Raw genomic sequence first — 17,234 nt, 5'->3', positions numbered from 1 at the left:
TTGGTTTTGTCACTTTTGCCTTGATGAATGAATAGTATTAAAGTCAACTAAACGCAAAAGACTGGAACTCATAGTAGCTCCCAGTCTTTTATTTTTTAATCCTTTCAAGGGAATATACAAGAGACAGAATAACACCAAAAGATAAATTTGTTTTTGATACTACTTTGTCAACGTAATTCTACTCCATTCTAATTGTACCATCTTCGTTCGTCTTCATGCGTGGTTTAGACTCTATTTTAGGCTGTGATTGGGGTTTTGGCTTAGTGATAGGAGTAGGGTTGTGTCGTAGAACGGGCTTAGTCTTAACATTCTTCGCTGTTGTTGAGCGTTGTACAACAGGAGCCCTCCTTATAATTTGCCGAACAGTCACATTCTTCTTTACTGGTACAAATTTACTCTTGGGTATACCCGTGAAATAAGTTCCGTCAGGTCCTTTCGTCACCCACTCATAGAGCGTACCTCGTGGAATTGTAGTGGTATCTTCGATACATAAACCATCTACATAACGTGCGCGTTCGATAATCTTCTGCCCATACTGATCGTACACATAGGTCATTCCCTGTAGCTTTCCTTTCTCGTAGTTCTCGATGTAGTCGAGTCGAGGAGTCTCACCGGGATAACTTGTCTTTTTATACATATAGAGCTTACCCTGCTTCTCTCCTTTGACATAACTCACGATACTTGCGATATTACCATATCTATCGTAATTCTTTACCTGTCCGTCTCGTAGGCCTTCCTTATAGTCTTCTTCCAGTAACAAGCGGCCATCTTCCATATAACTAACACAATGCCCTTCAAGCAAGCCTGTCTTTTTATTTTTATAAGAAATCGACTTTATTTGTCCATTGTCGTAGGTCTCTACAGTCTTCTTTACCTGTGCGTTACATGCTAAAGGTAGTACGATTAGTGAAATCAGAAGGATTTTAATCATTCTCATATATATTTGTGTTTAATACTTATTACTTTGGAACCTTATGATTAGTAGCAAACTTATACTCGTATTTCAGATAACCTTCCTTTAATGTTAGGCTCGCTATGTAGTCTTCGTCATCACCACTATTGTTTTCTTTGGTCGCTCTAAACCATATCTTTTGATTATCTCGCATGATGCCCCGAATCTTCATTGGAAGTTCAAGAGAGTGTGTCCAAAGGACTACACCATTAGTATTTCTCAGCTGAAGAACCGTAGGTGCATCTTTTGAAATACTGGTTTTATACTCTATAAGGATATATTTCGCATCTTGATAATCTATCAATGTTTCAAAACCAGTGAACCATCCTGTTATTGGATTATGGCTAATCATTCGATCATCACCACGTTTGTTTTCCATACCATATAGGAAATAACCAGCGTCCTGAGGGTCACCTAAGTGATACATGAAGCGTATTCTCCAAAGTTTATTTTGGCTTGTTTGGCTTGAGTTTTCACTTGCATCCTTTCGTTCTAATATATAAAATACACTATCGCGCACCTCTCCATTGAGTTCTGAAATTGGTAGTTCCTTTGCGTAATTATATGCGTCTTCTGTATAAAGGCGGTCTGTGGCAGGGAAATAATAATAAGTCTCAGCCAAGTTGTTAACTACCTTGAGTCCCTCACCAACACCCGACGTACTTGCATGGTCTTCATAGGTATCAGAGATAAAGTTTACTGATGAGATACCACTCGACATAGCTTTCTTCTTGGCAAAGATAGTCTTTGTGACGTTTTTCAACGTGAGTGTCTGTGGATTAATCTCAAGTATAAACTGAGAAGGTATCGTGATATACCACTTCTTGACTTGATTCAGATATTGTATCTCAAGCATGTGGAAAGCTGTCATACCAATCTTCCTTGCGTCGTCATCACTGATGAAAAGTTTGTCAGCTAACACCTTTCCGCTATCTGGATCGATAAAGCCATAATAGTAACCCGTTGGTGGAGTTTCGTCGTCAGAATACCAGTTACTGAAACTGCGATTGGTTAGATAGAAGAAACAAACACGCCCGTTATATCTTACAGGAACAATGGCTCTATATGTATCCTCAACGCTAATAGAATCGCGCGAACTAACACTTGGACTGGAAGATCTCAATCCGTATATTATCATAAAGAGTAGAAAGAGAGTGATAACACCTATGATGGCGAATACTTTGGCTATACTAGTTATAGAGACATTGGAGTTTCCATTGAAGCTGGAAAAGCCTCCATTATCAAAGTGATGTTTGACATGAACGGTTATATCATCGTCATCCAAGAAATATTCTGTCCCACAGCTTTTACAGCGATAGAGTTTGTCCCCCAATTGGACATGTTTCTCACTACCACAATTCGGGCACTTTATGGGTCTTATCTTTGTTGACATTGTATTACTTTATCTGTTCTTTTATTAATACTTAGTGCTTCTTTACTTTATGATTTCTATCAAACTGATATTCGTATTTTAGCTTGCCTTCTTTCAATGTGAAGCTTATTATGTAATTTTCGTCATAATGTTCTGGGGTCTTTTTACTTGCACTAAACCATATCTTACGATTGTCTCTTATAGCAGCATAAAGCCGTATAGGATACTCAAGAGAACGTGTCCATAGAATCTTTCCATTAGTGTTTCTTAGCTGAAGAACAGCTGGTGTATTCTCCGAGATATTGGTTTTATACCAAATAAGTATGTACGTTGAATCTTGTAAAATAATGTTTGCATCGAATCCTGTGAACCAGTCTGATATTTGCTGACTACCAACTACTTGTATGTCTTTAGCCACAAAATCGTATTTCTTGTTTGAGGGATTGCTAAGGTATTTAGGATTCCCAAGGTGATACGTGAATTGTATTCTTGTTAGCTTGTTTTGACTTTCTTTGCTTGAAGAGGCATTAGACTTCTTGCTTTCTAATATGTATAATACGCTATCACGCATCTCTCCTTTTAATTCAGATGATGGTAGTTCCTTTGCGTAATTATAGGCTTCTTCTGTATATAGATGGTCTGTGGCAGGGAAGTAATAGTAAACTTCTGCCAAGTTGTTAGATATTTTTAAGCCCTCATCTCCCTCTAATAAAAAATCAAAGAAATCGCTTGTTCGATAGATAAAATCCACTGATGAAATCCCACTAGACATTGCTTTCTTATTAGCAAATATAGTCTTTGAGATATTGTTCATAGTGAGTGTTTGCGGATTAATCTCATAGATAAACTGCTTAGGAATGAGGCATAACCACTTATCTGCTTGGTAAAGATGCCATATCTTAAGTCCATTAATCGATGTCATATCAACTCTTTTGCTCTCATCGTCACTGATGAGGAGCTTATCAGCTAACACTTTCCCAGTCTGTGCATCGACAAATCCATAATAGTAACCATCGGCTAAAGTCTTATCATCATCAATCTTATAATCAATATTACGTTCCGTTATATAGAAGAAACAAACTCGTCCTTTATGCATCATTGGAAGGATGATATCATATTGATCCACTACACTAATGGAATCATTTGAGAATAAGTCATTTGAGAAAAGACGATTTTTCCCTTTGTTATTTCCATCCCACAAAAACATAGCACCAATCAGAAACAAAAAGACGATACCAATAACTACGAAATTCCTCTTCGTATTACTAAAGGAGTTTTTAGGCTCTCTTTTAGGTTGCGTAAAGCCATCGTAGTTAAAATCATGCTTGACATGAATTGTTATGTCATCGTCATCTAAAAAGTATTCTGTCCCACAGTTTTTGCAGCGATAGAGTTTTTCATTCAATTGATTATGCTTCTCGCTACCACAGTTCGGGCACTTTATTGGTCTTATCTTTATTGACATCGAATTACGTTCCTGTATGTTTATCGTTTTTTATAGTGTATAGTTAGATAACTTAAAATAACTTCTACAGCTGTAAAGATGGCAAAGAGAATTATCCACCAGTTATCTTTTACACTACTTGGTGCTATTAATCCACTGACAAACTCTACTACTCCTGCAATAAGGAAGAGCATACCAAGACTCAAACGATGAGTACGCTCTGCACCAAGAGCAAACAACATTACAACTAACAGAGTGTTGACAATAATGGTAACACTCGTGTAGAGCATGTTTGCCAAAGGATAGACAGAGAGGACGAGACCTGCAATGATATTGACAAAGAGGACTGATATGGCGGGGATTAGGACTTTATTCATAATTTAGAAAGTATTTCGTTCTTCTTTTGTTCATATTCTTCATTTGTGATGAGCTGCTCATCCAAGAGTTTTTTGAGCTTTCGTAGGCGTAGAGTAGGGTCACTATTGGTATCGCCCGACTTGAATATGTCTTGTGCTAACTGTAGTCCTGCTCCCATTTGCAAGCCAGCTCCTGCCAGTCCACCTTCATTCTTTGCAGCATCACGTAAGGCTCCTAACTTCTGCAATTCAGTGTAGTCAAGGTCAACTTCGGCTGCCGCATGCTTCTCAGTAGTCATGTTTGCAATCCTACCAATGCGTTCCATCGTATCTTCATCGAATGTGACTGAGGCAATGCGGAAGTCGGTCAACTGTAAACCAAGACGTGATAACTCTTCAGAAGTCTTATCTCGCAACTCCGTGGAAAGTTCACCTAAATGGGTATCAATCTCTCGATAAGGGTAAGCTTTGACCGCAAGAAAGGCAGTGAGAGGTGTTACGATGCGGGAAGAAACAAGTTCTTGCACGTCTTCCGCATAATAGTTAGACATCGTTCCCAGCAGTGTTACAAACATTTGTGCAGCGTCTTGTATCTTTACAGAGAAGTTTCCACAAACTCCAAGAGCCACTGGTAATTGATAGTCAGGCTCTATGTATTTCACTGGTGAAGCTGTTCCCCACAGGATATTCACCATCTCGGCCGTACGAAAGAAGTAGAACCTCATTTTGTGTTCACTCTCTGCTTGCTGTGCGATATTGAGCAAAGTTGTGATAAAAGGATGGTTATCAGACTCCATCTCATACACTCCTGCCTCTGTAAGTGTGGCTTTTACCTGTCCATCATAAACGACAATGCAGCCCTGTCCTGGTGCAACTATCAGCTTACTGGCATCTTTTATCTCGTCAGTTGTGGTTTCCAGCTGATGGAAGAGAAGTCTGTTATCTTGCTCTTTCCACTCTATGACGGTCCTCATTTGTCGTTTGAAGAAATTCTTTATTCCCATAGATTCTACAGTAACTTATTAGTAATTATATTCCTCTTTGTCGTATAAGATTGTGTATCTTAATCTCTTATAATATTGCAAAAATAATGATTTATAATGAAACCAACAGCATTAGTTATCACAATAAAGTCTATTATTTGTTATTAAATATTGATGAATTGCTTATAAATTTATTATATATTAAATAATAATAAGGTGTTGTTTTACTACCAGTAGATACTAACTTTCAACAAAAAGACTATCCTTCTCGGGTGGAGCAAGTGTTTGATAAAAATGTTTACAAACCTCATGTATAAGATTAGTGAGGATGGTAAAAAGCAAAAGTAGGAAGAAAACCACTTCGTTTTCTTCCTACTCATCATTATGTTAGCATATTATTTCCTTAATAAGGAATACTCAATACATGTACATGTTAAAGTAATCTATCTTAAAGAACATAATGCACAATCTGTCATTGATACAATATCAGGAGAGTATACTCTTGTCTATTAATCTTGGATAAGGACTCAAGAACTCTATTAGTTCAGCGAACCTTGATAATCTTAATAGGTGTGGATGAATTTTATTAAGATATTCTATATCTTCACTGTCAATATCATTAGGGATATGGACAGCCCATCCTCCTATCTCCAAAACAGGAGCAATATCTTCAGGATATGAATCTCCAACCATCAGTAGTTGCCCTATCTTTACGCCAAACTGTTTGCATAATCGGTTATAAGCATCAGGCGTCTTTTCCGATACAATAACAATATCATCAAAGTAGGGACGTAGTCCCGAACGGTGAAACTTATTTTCCTGATCAAGCAATTCTCCTTTAGTAAACACAACCATTCGGTATCTTCCAGTGTCACGAAGCTTTGCCAATGTTGCTTTAACACCATCGAAAGGGTGACCCGGTAGTCGTAGTAATTCCTTACTAACCTCAACAATCTGCCCTATGTCATATCCCTTTACCTTTCCGTGACTGATTTTGACCGCATTCTCTATTAGTGATAACATGAAAGCTTTACTTCCATAACCAAGGAGTGGTATGTTAGCCTTTTCAGTGGCGCGGAGAGCATGGGATACCTCTTCAGCCGAAGCGTATGGGGCAAGTATCTCACAGTACACTTTCTTCACTATATCAAAGTAGGTTTGGCTACCCCACAGTGTGTCGTCAGCATCAAATGCTATAAGTGAAATCTCCGTCATAAGCCTAAAAAATTAAATATTATTGTTATCGTGGACATTCTCTTCTTCATTGAACCTTGTCCAATGAAGGCTGGTCGTAGACGGTAAATAATAATCTTCCTTTCAACTATAATAAAAACCTCCTTTTCTTTCTTTTCGCAGCAAAGATAATTCTTTTTTTCGTTATTACAAGTTTTTCAACAATATTTTTACCATCATAAATGTTAATTTTGCTTTTATTAATTATATTCAAACACCATATATTTATCGACAAAACAAATATTTCTATTAACTAACATGCTTTTGTTATGATTCTTGTTAACACATTAGAAGCCTATACAGAGTACATGATAGGAGTAATTAAAACGACGAAAAGTTTGACTATCTCAATTATTTTTGCTTTCTTTGTGGTCACTTTTGTCTGTGATAATGACCTACACTTAAATACTATTGTGTAATTGTTAATATCATATAAACCCAGACAACACACCTAATTGGAGACTAAAAACAAAATGGAACAAAAACTCTTGACAATAGCCTTGTTATCTTCAGCTTTCGGAACGGGACAGAAAATGATAGCACAAACACGTGGAACGACAACAGATAAGCCTAATGTGATTATCATATTAGCTGATGATCTTGGTTATGGTGATTTAGAGTGTTATGGTGCTAAAAACGTTCATACACCTAATATCAATAGACTTGCAAAGTCTGGTATTCAGTTTATGAACGGCCATGCTGTTGCTGCTACAAGTACTCCTTCAAGGTATTCTCTTCTCACGGGTGAGTATGCTTGGCGTCGAGAAGGTACTGATGTTGCTGCTGGCAATGCTGGAATGATTATCAAACCCAGCCAGTTTACGATGGCTGACATGTTTAAGAGTCGTGGCTATGCGACCTGTGCTATAGGCAAATGGCACCTCGGCTTGGGCGATAAGGGTGGTGAACAAGACTGGAATGCACCTTTACCAGAGTCTTTAGGCGACCTCGGTTTTGATTATCATTATATCATGGCTGCCACAGCAGACCGTGTCCCATGTGTTTTTATCGAGAATGGGGTAGTAGCTAACTATGACCCAACTCATCCAATAGAAGTGTCATACGTAAAAAACTTTGATGGTGAACCAACAGGACGTAAGAACCCAGAACTCCTTTATAATATGTGTTCGAGCCATGGTCACGATATGTCAATTGTCAATGGCATTGGTCGAATTGGATATATGAAGGGTGGGGGCAAAGCTCTATGGAAGGATGAGAACATTGCAGACTCCATCCTTTTTCATGCTATGAAATTCATTGACAAACATAAGAAAGAGCCTTTCTTTATGTATTTCGCAACGAATGATGTTCATGTTCCACGCTTCCCTCATGAGCGTTTCCGTGGGAAGAACCCAATGGGAGTGCGTGGAGACGCTATTGTTCAGTTCGATTGGACAGTGGGACAGTTACTGAAGAAGCTGCATGAACTAAAGATAGATGACAATACACTCGTTATTCTTACAAGCGATAACGGACCTGTTGTAGATGATGGGTATCAAGATCGTGCCGAAGAATTACTTAATGGACACAGTCCTGCAGGGCCTTTCCGTGGCAATAAGTATAGTGCCTTTGAAGGTGGAACTGCCGTACCATTCATTGTATCTTGGCCTCGTAAGATTAAAGGAGGAGTGGTGTCAAAAGCCCTTGTGAGTCAGATAGATCTATTGTCGTCATTGGGCTCACTTGTGCATGCACGACTCCCTAAGGGTAGTGCACCTGATAGTCGCAACTATCTCCCTACTATTCTCGGTAGTGATCAGAAGGGACGTGATTATGTGATAGGCCAATCTAACACGCATGTCCTTTCTGTCTTGACGCCTCAATACCGTTATATCGAACCAAGCAATGGGCCTAAGATGATTCAGTGGGGACCAAAGATTGAGACAGGTAACCTCCCTGTGCCACAGCTTTATGATATGACAGTCAGCCCATACGAAACAAATAATGTTGCTGCAGAGCACCCAGACGAAGTCTCTCGTATGCAAGATATATTGAAGAACGAAAGGAGTAAGTAACTTCAACATTAGCAGGCAACTTTATGCTATCCTCTTAGGAGTAAATAACCATAGGTGACTTTTGTTGTTATTATAATACCATCAGTCCACAAACCTATGAAGAATGGAAGACTAAAGATTACTAATGTGAGAGGATATTTAATACCCATTATTACCGAAATAAGTTTTATTTTGATTTGCTGTCACTTTTAACATTTCAACTAAATATTCTGGTTTTCAGTTAGTTGAATAGATTTTTTAGATGACAGATATGACAGGAAAAGTAATTTCCAATGGAATGTTTAGTTATAACAAAGTAACATGATGATACAAAATTGGAATTGATATAGTACACATAAGAATCATTTTTTATAGAGAATGATAAGGGGAAACCTACATGCAACTGGTTCTCTTTATCACTGTGTTACATTGTTTTTGACTATGAATTAACCTATACAAAATGTTCTTCTTATTTCTTTACCATCACACCATTGCTTATCAAATAATAATGTCTTAGTCATCAATCCATGCTGTAATAATCACTGTACAATTATGAAGAACAAATAAAGATATGAAAAACCTTTACATGTAATCAATCTAAATATCATCAAAATATAAGTAATGTAACACTTAAGATACTGTTGATAACATCCACTAATTCAATACATTATACATCGTTATAAAGAAGACGCCTCTCTTGGTCCAAGAAGGGCATTTTCAACGCATAAGAAGGGCATGTTCTTGAATAGAGTTAGGCCTCTTCTATGTGATTGAAAAGCATGGCATGTATGCGAGGAGAGTAAAGATTATTGACATTCCGCTAAAGATAAAGGAATGAAGGGGACCCTATAAACGCATGAATCCCGGCTCCTATAAGGAGACCGGGATTATGTTGTTTGTTTGGAATAGTTGTTTGTTTGTTTCGCTTTAAGCTTCTGGCTTTACTGTCTTAGCAGCGTAAACCTCCTCTGAAAGGACAGAAACAGTACTCTTATTGTACTTGCCCTTGTGGAAGTAAACAACACCGTCTGCAAGAGCATACAATGTGTCGTCCTTACCCTGTGCAACGTTTTCGCCTGGGAAGTGCTTGTTACCGCGCTGACGAACAATGATATTGCCTGCGACAATCTTCTGTCCACCCCAGATCTTAACACCTAAACGCTTTGAAGCTGATTCACGACCGTTCTTAGAACTACCTACACCTTTTTTATGTGCCATTCTTAAGTCCTCCTTGTTAAGCGTTAATTGATTTAATTTCTACCTGAGTGAAGTGTGAACGATGACCGTTCTTCTTTCTGTAGTCCTTACGACGTTTCATCTTGAAGACAACAACCTTGTCGCCTTTTACGAGAGGAGCTACTACCTCAGCTACTACCTTTGCGCCCTCAACAGTTGGTGCGCCTACTGTGACTGCTCCGTTGTTATCTACCAACAGAACCTTGTCAAACTCAACAGCCTTGCCTTCTTCCGCATCCTTGATGTGGTTTACGAAGAGCTTCTTGCCCTCCTCAGCCTTGAACTGCTGACCGTTAATTTCTACAATTGCGTACATTATTTATATTGTAAACGGGTTTGTACCGTTGGGCGGCTGAGCATCTATTCAGCACTTGTTCTGAGCCCAGAACGGCATAATCGGGTGCAAAGTTACTAAAAATTAATGTTATGTAACATAATAATGGGGGATTATTCTTACTTAATTAACAATAATTAGAGCATTTGCAGCACATATCTCTGCTTTGAAAAGGGATAAATATATGAAATTGGGGATGCTATACACAAGATTTCTACTCCCTTGTTTCCTGTCTTTAGGCCCATGTATACAAACACATGACAAGCTACCTTCATGTTAAGATGAAGGTTTTGTAGAATGTAACTAATGTCTGCAAGCCTATAACATTGCTACTCATACCAAGCGTTTTACGAGGAGATTCCACAAATGTTATGGCCTAAGTAATCGTTATTTATATCTCATATCAAAGGATGTATCGTCTAAATTATCAAGCTGACGATCGTCCTCTTGATAGATGTTATCAAGGTTAAACTCTTGCTCATTGTGCATCTTTGGTTTACGTTTCATAGTTATGTCCTCCATAGAGTAGCCTTGCCGCAAAGCATGCCTCTGGTAGTAAGTGATTTAGGATGCGGCAAATCCTTGTTATCTTGTTTACAAATATACGATAATAAAATGGTACTATTGTCAATAAACAAGAAATCTTTTGATTGATTTTTTCTATTATAAAGAGGTAAGAGTTGCGTGGATATTGATATTCTATACTTATTGTTGAAAAAGTAATCCACCTTTCACATGAAAACAACAAGCTGAATATTTGGTCATTAAGAGGGAATATAATAACTTTGTAGCTAATGAACAATAGTTTATGATGTTATGGATAAGACAAAACAACGCAGTGACAAAGAGATGAAGTGGTCTACACTCTCCTCCGAACAACTTATCAACCGACCTTGGTTGAAGGCGCGTCGTGATACGGTTCAGTTGCCCAATGGAAAGGTTTATGACGAGTATTATGTGCTTTCATACCCAACTTGGATAAACGTAATTGCCGAAACAGAGGACGGAGAACTTATCTTGGAACGTCAGTATAGACACGGTCTTGGTGTTGTTTCAACGGAGATATGTGCTGGAGTAGTGGAGGATGGTGAATTACCACTACATGCTGCACAACGCGAATTGGAGGATGAGACTGGTTATACTGGTGGTGAATGGGAGGAGATAATGACGATAGCTCCTAATCCTGGGGTTATGGATAATCTCTGCCATTGCTTCTATGCTCGTGGCGTGAAAAAGACTAATAATCAGCATCTTGATGCCACGGAAGATATAGAAGTGTTTCTTTGTTCTAAGGAGAAAGTAAAAGAAATGCTCCTTCGTGGCGATTTTATTCAAGCATTAATGGTAGCTCCATTGTGGAAATATTTTACCTTACAGAAAGATGATAACAAAAGATAGTATTGAAGCCGCCTACTGCTTCTTTCATCAGAAGTACCAGGTTTATGCCTTCTCAAATAGTGATAAACAGAAAGATGACATTGAATATGCCATCAGTCTGTATGTTGAACAAATGAATTCAGAACTTTATAAACGATTAGGAAACGGTCGTGACGAATTTCTTTTAACACATACTCGTTTCGCAGAAGACATGCAGGAAGCGATTAAAACGCTATCCCAACTGCTTCCTTAACCGTTTTATAAGCCAGAAATAAGCTGGAATAAGGAAGATATCGGCCATTATCCAAGCAACAGGGTCTGCGTAACAGATTCCTGTCCATGCTAAGATTGGTACCAGCCAGATACTCACACCACAACGGGCAATCATCTCCATGACCCCACTCATCATACTAAGATTACTATATCCAAGCCCTTGAATACTGTAGCGAAGGATGACGAGTATTCCTAATGCTGGATAGAACCAGTTAGAGATACGCATCAGTTGGGCCGCATTCAGTATTACATCTTGTTCATTCCCATTGACAAACAGCATCATCATGTTGTCTGCAAAAGGATAGATGATGGCAACGGTAATAGCGAAATAGGCTAACATAAGCCACATGGCATCATTGATACCTGTCTTTATTCGACTTATTTTCTTTGCTCCAAGGTTCTGTCCACAATAGGTTGCCATGGCTACTCCAATGTTCTCAAGTACACATGTAAAGAGGTATTTAATACGAATAGCAGCCGTGAAGGAGGCTACATACACTGTTCCAAGGGCGTTATTAGCACTTTGTAGCATGATAATACCGATAGAAGTGATTGAGAACTGCAATCCCATTGGGACACCATTATTCAATAAGATACTAATCTTCTTGTTATCAAACTGTCGTTCGTCACCTTTCGGAACAAGGATTGTCATGTGCCGTTTGATAAACCACCAGCATAATAAAGAGGCGAACACCTGACTGAGTAGCGTTGCAATACCGGCTCCTTCAACGCCCATTCCACATAATAAGATGAACACTATGTCAAGTAGAATGTTTAAGACTGAAGAAGCAATGAGGAAGTAGAAAGGCTGTTTAGAGTTACCCAATGCTCGGATCTGACCAGACAATAGGTTATAAGCAATGGTGAAAGGGATTGCACAAAACTGTAAGAATAGGAAGATATAAGCATCGTTAAAAACATCCTTTGGCGTGTTTACCATCTGTAGAATCTTATCACAAAGGAAGCAGGAAAGTAACGTGATGACAATTGCAAGCACCAATGCTATGCGCATCGCATTACTCACGTAACACCTCATCTTTCGATAGTCACCTGCGCCAAAGGCCTGTGCCACAGGGATAGCGAAGCCTGCACATGAACCGTTACAGAAGCCCATAATAAGGAACATAATACTGCTTGACGCTCCAACAGCGGCTAATGCACCCACGCCAATCCACCTTCCTACGATGACAGTATCAATGATTAAGTAGGTTTGTTGTAATAAATAACCAAGAATAAGAGGGATGGCAAACTTCAATATGGCGCGTGATGGCGCACCTTCTGTCATACTCTCAATGTGTTGTGTTTGTTCTTCTGATGCCATAATTACTCTTATTATCCTTAAATCTTGCCTTATGTTTCGTCTTGAGAGAGTTAGGCCTCAGGGCTAAATGTTTATTTTCTTTTAGTAGATATATCTACTCTAATCTTCTTATAACCCATCGAACGAAGGAATTGTGTAAACTGTTGACGTGCGTTATCCTCGGCTATTTTGATATTATTCGTTGTCATGCAACGCTTTAACATCTTTCTGTAAGCTCGCTTATAGAGTTGTTCACGATCATCGTCAGTCCACTTTCCTTTTTCAAAGAACGACCTTGTTCGTGCTTCATCAATAAAGTTTCGATCCAAGAGAACGATAGGTGGGAGCGTGGCTATGATGCTATCGCCTTCAACTCGTAGCCATTGAGGCTCTGCTTGATGCAGGTCTATACCCAAGCGTGCCACTCCGTAATAGATACGCACCAATTCACTATCCGTGAAGAAGCCACGACTAATGGTGTCTACAAGTTCTTCGTCATTGATAGCAAGGAACTCCCATTGTCCGATGTTTTGTATCTGTTGTATCTGTGTTGGCGTTATCTCTATCTTCTGATCAGCGTCGACACTAACTTTATTAGACGAGTTAAGCCACCAAAAGAGACCGACTCCTAACACTACAATGGTTATACAAGAGAGGAGACAACCTTTACCAGTCGACATGACATGGCTTAGTATTCCTCTTATATCCTTCTTCTCCTCCTTATCCTTCTGGTTAGCGAGGTTATTATTTGGTGTATTCTTTTCCATCTTTAATCCTTAGCTTTTACTTCAAACAAACTACCTAAATCCTTTATCGTAAACTTCTTACGGAAGGATATAGTCACATCTGACTCCTTATATCCCATGGTTGTGAATATAGGGACAAGTTGTCGGGCAGCACTCTCTTGTGCTTGTTCGATGATACCCATTTGAGGGATGGATGCAATAATCTGTTTCCTACCTTGTTGTTCGTAGTTCGTCAGTTCGGCATCAGTGAAGTTACGACGTGTCAACGGTACGTTTTCTTTTATCTCTTTATGGTCTATCTTTGTCGATACGAGGATTATATTGGGGTCAGGTAAGGTGACAAGAAGTTCCTTTCCACGACGCTGTATATTCTTTTCGCTAAAGTTAGACATGTCAATATATGCCTTCAACGTTGCATCCATAGGGATAGCAATACTACGTTCACCTAATGGAAGGTTCACACTGAAGTCTTGTTTTAAAAACGTACCAGACACTTTCATCTTATCATTATGGGTGATAATCTTATGAATCTGATATTCTATCGTGTAAAGTCGTGAACACTGTTGTACCTGTGTCACCAACATTGGGATTGTGTCAATTGCTTTAGCGGCTGGCTCAACATTGTTGTTTTTGTCTTTACAACCAGCTACTAACAATGTGAGAACTGACAATATTAGGACGGAGTATTTCATTCTAAATCAATATAAGTATGTAGGCAAAGGTACGAAAAAGCACCGATAAAACACCTAACCGACCATATAAATTAATGATATTAATGCTTTTCTACCTACATACTGATACTAAGCTCGTATAGCGCAAACAGATGGCAGCAAAAAAGCTAAGTATCGAATAGCCTTGATTTCAATAACTCTTCTCCATCACTCAAACCCTCTTGTTTACCCTCTTCTAAACTCCTCAGCTATTGTATTGACTCTACCCAAAATGTAGTATGACGATGATAAATGATGCTTCTTACCATTTTATATGTCCTTTTCTTCATCTTTGACGTTTTTTATTCGTAATTTTGTAGCTTAATTTATACGAGGTATTTGGGAACAAACCATATATGGAATCATTAAAGGAGATATTTAGAATTGGTAAAGGACCATCGAGTAGTCATACGATGGGGCCACAACGTGCGGCAACAATCTTTGCTGAACGACATCCAGAAACAGCAAGATTTGAAGTGACATTGTATGGTAGTCTGGCTGCAACGGGTAAGGGACACATGACTGATAAGGCCATAATTGATGTTCTAAAGCAAGTGGCACCAGTCGAAATAATATGGGAACCAGACATTTTTTTGCCTTATCATCCTAATGGAATGCTTTTTCGTGCCTTTAACGACAGCCAAGACTTGTTAGATGAATGGACTGTCTATAGTGTTGGTGGAGGTGCTTTATCAGAGGGCAAAGCGACAGGCGATTTCTTTCAGAAGGAGTCTGTCTATGACTTACACACCCTAAAAGACATTCAGGCATGGTGCGAGCATCATGGACGTGGCTATTGGGAGTATGTCAAACAATGTGAGGGAGACGACCTATGGGACTATCTTCGAGAGGTTTGGAAGACCATGCAGGCTGCAGTTGAGCGTGGACTTGACAGCGAAGGTGCCCTACCTGGTCCGTTAAATCTTGCTCGGAAAGCCCCCAACTATTATATCAAAGCACGTGGCTATAAGCCTTCATTGCAGAGCCGTGGTATGGTTTATTCATACGCATTGGCAGTTAGCGAGGAGAATGCCTCTGGTGGTACGATTGTCACAGCACCCACTTGTGGTGCCTGCGGTGTAGTCCCTGCAGTGCTTTATCACCTCTCAAAGGGCCATGAATTTTCTGAGACAAAGATATTACATGCCCTTGCCACGGCTGGTCTCTTTGGTAATATTGTCAAATATAATGCTTCTATCTCTGGTGCTGAAGTAGGTTGCCAAGGTGAGGTAGGAGTTGCTTGTGCAATGGCTTCAGCGGCTTCTTGCCAGTTATTCGGTGGCAGTCCTTCACAGATAGAGTATGCCGCAGAAATGGGCTTGGAGCATCACTTAGGTATGACATGCGACCCTGTGTGTGGATTAGTACAAATTCCTTGTATTGAGCGAAATGCTTTTGCGGCCTGTCGTGCACTGGATGCGCAACTTTATGCATCGTTCAGTGACGGTAGCCATCGTGTTTCGTTCGATCGTGTTGTTGAGGTTATGAAGCAGACAGGACATGACATACCATCACTTTATAAGGAGACAAGTGCTGGAGGACTGGCTAAGGATTATCAGATGTAAATCTTTTTACATTTGAAAGTTATTGTTTTTTACAAAACTATATCAGCCTAATTTTAGTAGATAAAGGCGTAGAGACAGCTTTAATGCCCAGTAAACGTGTTACCGAACAAAGGTAAAAACGATTACTGGCATTTATCATATAGAGAAGTAAATACAGTCGGCTACTCCATTATGAGCGTATGGATAGAGCGTTGTTGTCTATTGATAGGCAACATTACCTAACTTAGTTTTCAAGAGCTTAACCATACTGCCATGTTGACTTTTAGGGTTTCCTTTCCACTGATAGGTCTTTCCTTTATAAGTAATATCAATTCCTACGGTGCCAGACTTCTCATATATAGAATACTTTGCATCCTTATTACTAAAGGTCAACTTACCATTCTTCTTATCATACTTAAACTTTGAATCTTCTTGAAGTCTATCTGCTGGGTAATAGAACTCTACACTCTTTTCTGCATCAAGGACAGCATAATAGAGCAAACAGTCATCGAGATTATAAAGAATAACGTCTTTATTTACCTTATCGACATGGAACATGAAGTAGTCCTTGACAAGTTCATTCTCAAGATTGATACCCCTAAAAACTTTTTTAATCGGCTTTTTACTGGTCCATTCTTCTATTGTTAACGTGTAAATAGGAGACTTCGAACTATCATCAGTCTGTGTACGGATAAGCTTTGGACGGTTGTTAACTACACTATAGTCTGAGTATTGATGCCAACAACAACCATCTTTTATCATTGTTGTAAGCGTCTTTTCTTTCTTATTGATGGTAAATAGTCCGCAATTACCCTGTGCTAATTCTGTGAAATCAGCATTATATACAAAGCCTTTATTCGTTGCTAAGAATATTTGAAAGGATGGACCATTATAGCAACCATTGTTCCCATCCATAATTGCAAAATCTTTTCTCCCATCAAAATTATAGTCTTCATAAAGCAAGACACTATACTCTCCATAAGGAAACTCCGCTATATTTGCTTTAATCTTACCATCATGGAGATCAAAAGAAAGGTCGTCTGCATCAACATGGATTAGTTTCTTTTTTGTAATACGGTCATAAACTTCAACCCAACCAGCAGTTGTAAGTGCGGATGTGTCGGCGTAGTAAACCTTACCATAGTATTGTTTTGAAAACCCATCAATATTAAATGTGGCCTGTCCGAAGGCTGAGTGTAACCAACCTAAGAGTAAAAAACATAGTGTGAGACTCTTTTCCATTTTATAAATAATATTTGGTTTAATTTTAATTGAGCAATAATATCGACTATCAAAACCATTGATTTAATTTAGTTCTACGACTTTTCGATAATTCTTTCTAACTTTCCTTGTATCCTTTATGTCCGTTTCTTTGTGAGG

16 protein-coding genes are annotated in these 17,234 nt (G+C 38.9%); 4 read left to right on the top strand and 12 right to left on the bottom strand.

The genetic code is table 11. The features are described 5' to 3' along the window. Positions 1-178: 178 nt before the first annotated feature. The 6 genes from HMPREF0666_RS04605 to HMPREF0666_RS04580 all read right to left on the bottom strand — a co-directional run bounded on the left by HMPREF0666_RS04605 (position 179) and on the right by HMPREF0666_RS04580 (position 6,322). Positions 179-937, bottom strand: a complete 759-nt coding sequence (locus HMPREF0666_RS04605; RefSeq protein WP_009011174.1) for a toxin-antitoxin system YwqK family antitoxin — start codon at positions 935-937, stop codon at positions 179-181. A 22-nt stretch (positions 938-959) separates the two neighbouring features. Next, the gene (locus HMPREF0666_RS04600) at positions 960-2,345 is read right to left on the bottom strand and encodes a TFIIB-type zinc ribbon-containing protein (RefSeq protein WP_009011173.1); all 1,386 of its coding nucleotides are present in this window, start codon (positions 2,343-2,345) and stop codon (positions 960-962) included. A 31-nt stretch (positions 2,346-2,376) separates the two neighbouring features. Next, the gene (locus HMPREF0666_RS04595; RefSeq protein WP_009011172.1) at positions 2,377-3,789 is read right to left on the bottom strand and encodes a TFIIB-type zinc ribbon-containing protein; all 1,413 of its coding nucleotides are present in this window, start codon (positions 3,787-3,789) and stop codon (positions 2,377-2,379) included. A gap of 20 nt (positions 3,790-3,809) precedes the next feature. After that, the gene (locus tag HMPREF0666_RS04590) at positions 3,810-4,145 is read right to left on the bottom strand and encodes a hypothetical protein (RefSeq protein ID WP_009011171.1); all 336 of its coding nucleotides are present in this window, start codon (positions 4,143-4,145) and stop codon (positions 3,810-3,812) included. Beyond that, positions 4,142-5,128: an SPFH domain-containing protein gene (locus HMPREF0666_RS04585; protein WP_009011170.1), complete on the bottom strand. Its 987-nt coding sequence runs from the start codon at positions 5,126-5,128 to the stop codon at positions 4,142-4,144. The genes HMPREF0666_RS04590 and HMPREF0666_RS04585 overlap by 4 nt, the downstream gene beginning before the upstream one ends. Positions 5,129-5,593: 465 nt before the next feature. Then, positions 5,594-6,322, bottom strand: coding sequence for an HAD family hydrolase (locus HMPREF0666_RS04580; protein ID WP_009011169.1), 729 nt, complete (start codon positions 6,320-6,322; stop codon positions 5,594-5,596). Positions 6,323-6,813: 491 nt separating this feature from the next. Here HMPREF0666_RS04580 and HMPREF0666_RS04575 point away from each other — a divergent pair, with 491 nt between their 5' ends. Further along, positions 6,814-8,355 (top strand): sulfatase-like hydrolase/transferase, encoded by a 1,542-nt coding sequence (locus HMPREF0666_RS04575; RefSeq protein WP_009011167.1) that lies wholly within the window; start codon positions 6,814-6,816, stop codon positions 8,353-8,355. 906 nt (positions 8,356-9,261) lie between these two features. On the opposite strand, the gene rpmA is transcribed toward HMPREF0666_RS04575, so the two are convergent. Continuing rightward, a complete protein-coding gene (rpmA, locus tag HMPREF0666_RS04570) occupies positions 9,262-9,552 on the bottom strand; it encodes a 50S ribosomal protein L27 (RefSeq protein ID WP_009011165.1) in 291 nt (96 codons plus the stop codon). Positions 9,553-9,568: 16 nt separating this feature from the next. Next, positions 9,569-9,886 carry a 50S ribosomal protein L21 gene (rplU, locus tag HMPREF0666_RS04565; RefSeq protein WP_009011164.1) on the bottom strand — a complete coding sequence of 106 codons (318 nt, stop codon included), beginning with the start codon at positions 9,884-9,886 and terminating at the stop codon, positions 9,569-9,571. A gap of 834 nt (positions 9,887-10,720) precedes the next feature. Here rplU and HMPREF0666_RS04560 point away from each other — a divergent pair. Together HMPREF0666_RS04560 and HMPREF0666_RS04555 are read left to right on the top strand one after the other, a co-directional pair. After that, positions 10,721-11,302 (top strand): NUDIX hydrolase, encoded by a 582-nt coding sequence (locus HMPREF0666_RS04560; RefSeq protein WP_009011162.1) that lies wholly within the window; start codon positions 10,721-10,723, stop codon positions 11,300-11,302. Continuing rightward, a complete protein-coding gene (locus HMPREF0666_RS04555; protein ID WP_009011161.1) occupies positions 11,286-11,534 on the top strand; it encodes a hypothetical protein in 249 nt (82 codons plus the stop codon). The genes HMPREF0666_RS04560 and HMPREF0666_RS04555 overlap by 17 nt, the downstream gene beginning before the upstream one ends. Here the strand turns inward: HMPREF0666_RS04555 and HMPREF0666_RS04550 are convergent. The 3 genes from HMPREF0666_RS04550 to HMPREF0666_RS04540 all read right to left on the bottom strand — a co-directional run bounded on the left by HMPREF0666_RS04550 (position 11,514) and on the right by HMPREF0666_RS04540 (position 14,292). Then, a complete protein-coding gene (locus HMPREF0666_RS04550; RefSeq protein WP_009011160.1) occupies positions 11,514-12,875 on the bottom strand; it encodes an MATE family efflux transporter in 1,362 nt (453 codons plus the stop codon). The genes HMPREF0666_RS04555 and HMPREF0666_RS04550 overlap by 21 nt on opposite strands. 71 nt (positions 12,876-12,946) lie before the next feature. Next, a complete protein-coding gene (locus HMPREF0666_RS04545; protein WP_009011159.1) occupies positions 12,947-13,621 on the bottom strand; it encodes a DUF4230 domain-containing protein in 675 nt (224 codons plus the stop codon). A 2-nt stretch (positions 13,622-13,623) separates the two neighbouring features. Further along, on the bottom strand, positions 13,624-14,292 hold the full coding sequence (locus HMPREF0666_RS04540) for a DUF4230 domain-containing protein (protein WP_042856009.1): 669 nt from the start codon (positions 14,290-14,292) through the stop codon (positions 13,624-13,626). Between the two features lie 374 nt (positions 14,293-14,666). Here HMPREF0666_RS04540 and HMPREF0666_RS04535 point away from each other — a divergent pair, with 374 nt between their 5' ends. After that, positions 14,667-15,875 carry an L-serine ammonia-lyase gene (locus tag HMPREF0666_RS04535; RefSeq protein ID WP_009011157.1) on the top strand — a complete coding sequence of 403 codons (1,209 nt, stop codon included), beginning with the start codon at positions 14,667-14,669 and terminating at the stop codon, positions 15,873-15,875. Between the two features lie 198 nt (positions 15,876-16,073). Here the strand turns inward: HMPREF0666_RS04535 and HMPREF0666_RS04530 are convergent, their stop codons facing one another. Then, positions 16,074-17,096: a hypothetical protein gene (locus HMPREF0666_RS04530; RefSeq protein ID WP_009011156.1), complete on the bottom strand. Its 1,023-nt coding sequence runs from the start codon at positions 17,094-17,096 to the stop codon at positions 16,074-16,076. Between the last annotated feature and the right edge of the window lie 138 nt (positions 17,097-17,234).

The sequence above is a fragment of the Prevotella sp. C561 genome (assembly GCF_000224595.1).
Taxonomy (GTDB): Bacteria; Bacteroidota; Bacteroidia; order Bacteroidales; family Bacteroidaceae; genus Prevotella; species Prevotella jejuni.
Note: the sequence above shows the minus strand (reverse complement) of the source record. Positions and strands in the feature narration are given on the sequence as shown.

What these genes read in the sequence shown, in the direction of transcription:
- rplU (WP_009011164.1), bottom strand. Translation starts at nt 9,886, where the DNA reads ATGTACGCAATTGTAGAAATTAACGGTCAGCAGTTCAAGGCTGAGGAG.
- HMPREF0666_RS04580 (WP_009011169.1), bottom strand. Translation starts at nt 6,322, where the DNA reads ATGACGGAGATTTCACTTATAGCATTTGATGCTGACGACACACTGTGG.
- HMPREF0666_RS04595 (WP_009011172.1), bottom strand. Translation starts at nt 3,789, where the DNA reads ATGTCAATAAAGATAAGACCAATAAAGTGCCCGAACTGTGGTAGCGAG.
- HMPREF0666_RS04560 (WP_009011162.1), top strand. Translation starts at nt 10,721, where the DNA reads ATGGATAAGACAAAACAACGCAGTGACAAAGAGATGAAGTGGTCTACA.
- rpmA (WP_009011165.1), bottom strand. Translation starts at nt 9,552, where the DNA reads ATGGCACATAAAAAAGGTGTAGGTAGTTCTAAGAACGGTCGTGAATCA.
- HMPREF0666_RS04590 (WP_009011171.1), bottom strand. Translation starts at nt 4,145, where the DNA reads ATGAATAAAGTCCTAATCCCCGCCATATCAGTCCTCTTTGTCAATATC.
- HMPREF0666_RS04585 (WP_009011170.1), bottom strand. Translation starts at nt 5,128, where the DNA reads ATGGGAATAAAGAATTTCTTCAAACGACAAATGAGGACCGTCATAGAG.
- HMPREF0666_RS04605 (WP_009011174.1), bottom strand. Translation starts at nt 937, where the DNA reads ATGAGAATGATTAAAATCCTTCTGATTTCACTAATCGTACTACCTTTA.
- HMPREF0666_RS04540 (WP_042856009.1), bottom strand. Translation starts at nt 14,292, where the DNA reads ATGAAATACTCCGTCCTAATATTGTCAGTTCTCACATTGTTAGTAGCT.
- HMPREF0666_RS04550 (WP_009011160.1), bottom strand. Translation starts at nt 12,875, where the DNA reads ATGGCATCAGAAGAACAAACACAACACATTGAGAGTATGACAGAAGGT.
- HMPREF0666_RS04535 (WP_009011157.1), top strand. Translation starts at nt 14,667, where the DNA reads ATGGAATCATTAAAGGAGATATTTAGAATTGGTAAAGGACCATCGAGT.
- HMPREF0666_RS04530 (WP_009011156.1), bottom strand. Translation starts at nt 17,096, where the DNA reads ATGGAAAAGAGTCTCACACTATGTTTTTTACTCTTAGGTTGGTTACAC.
- HMPREF0666_RS04555 (WP_009011161.1), top strand. Translation starts at nt 11,286, where the DNA reads ATGATAACAAAAGATAGTATTGAAGCCGCCTACTGCTTCTTTCATCAG.
- HMPREF0666_RS04600 (WP_009011173.1), bottom strand. Translation starts at nt 2,345, where the DNA reads ATGTCAACAAAGATAAGACCCATAAAGTGCCCGAATTGTGGTAGTGAG.
- HMPREF0666_RS04545 (WP_009011159.1), bottom strand. Translation starts at nt 13,621, where the DNA reads ATGGAAAAGAATACACCAAATAATAACCTCGCTAACCAGAAGGATAAG.
- HMPREF0666_RS04575 (WP_009011167.1), top strand. Translation starts at nt 6,814, where the DNA reads ATGGAACAAAAACTCTTGACAATAGCCTTGTTATCTTCAGCTTTCGGA.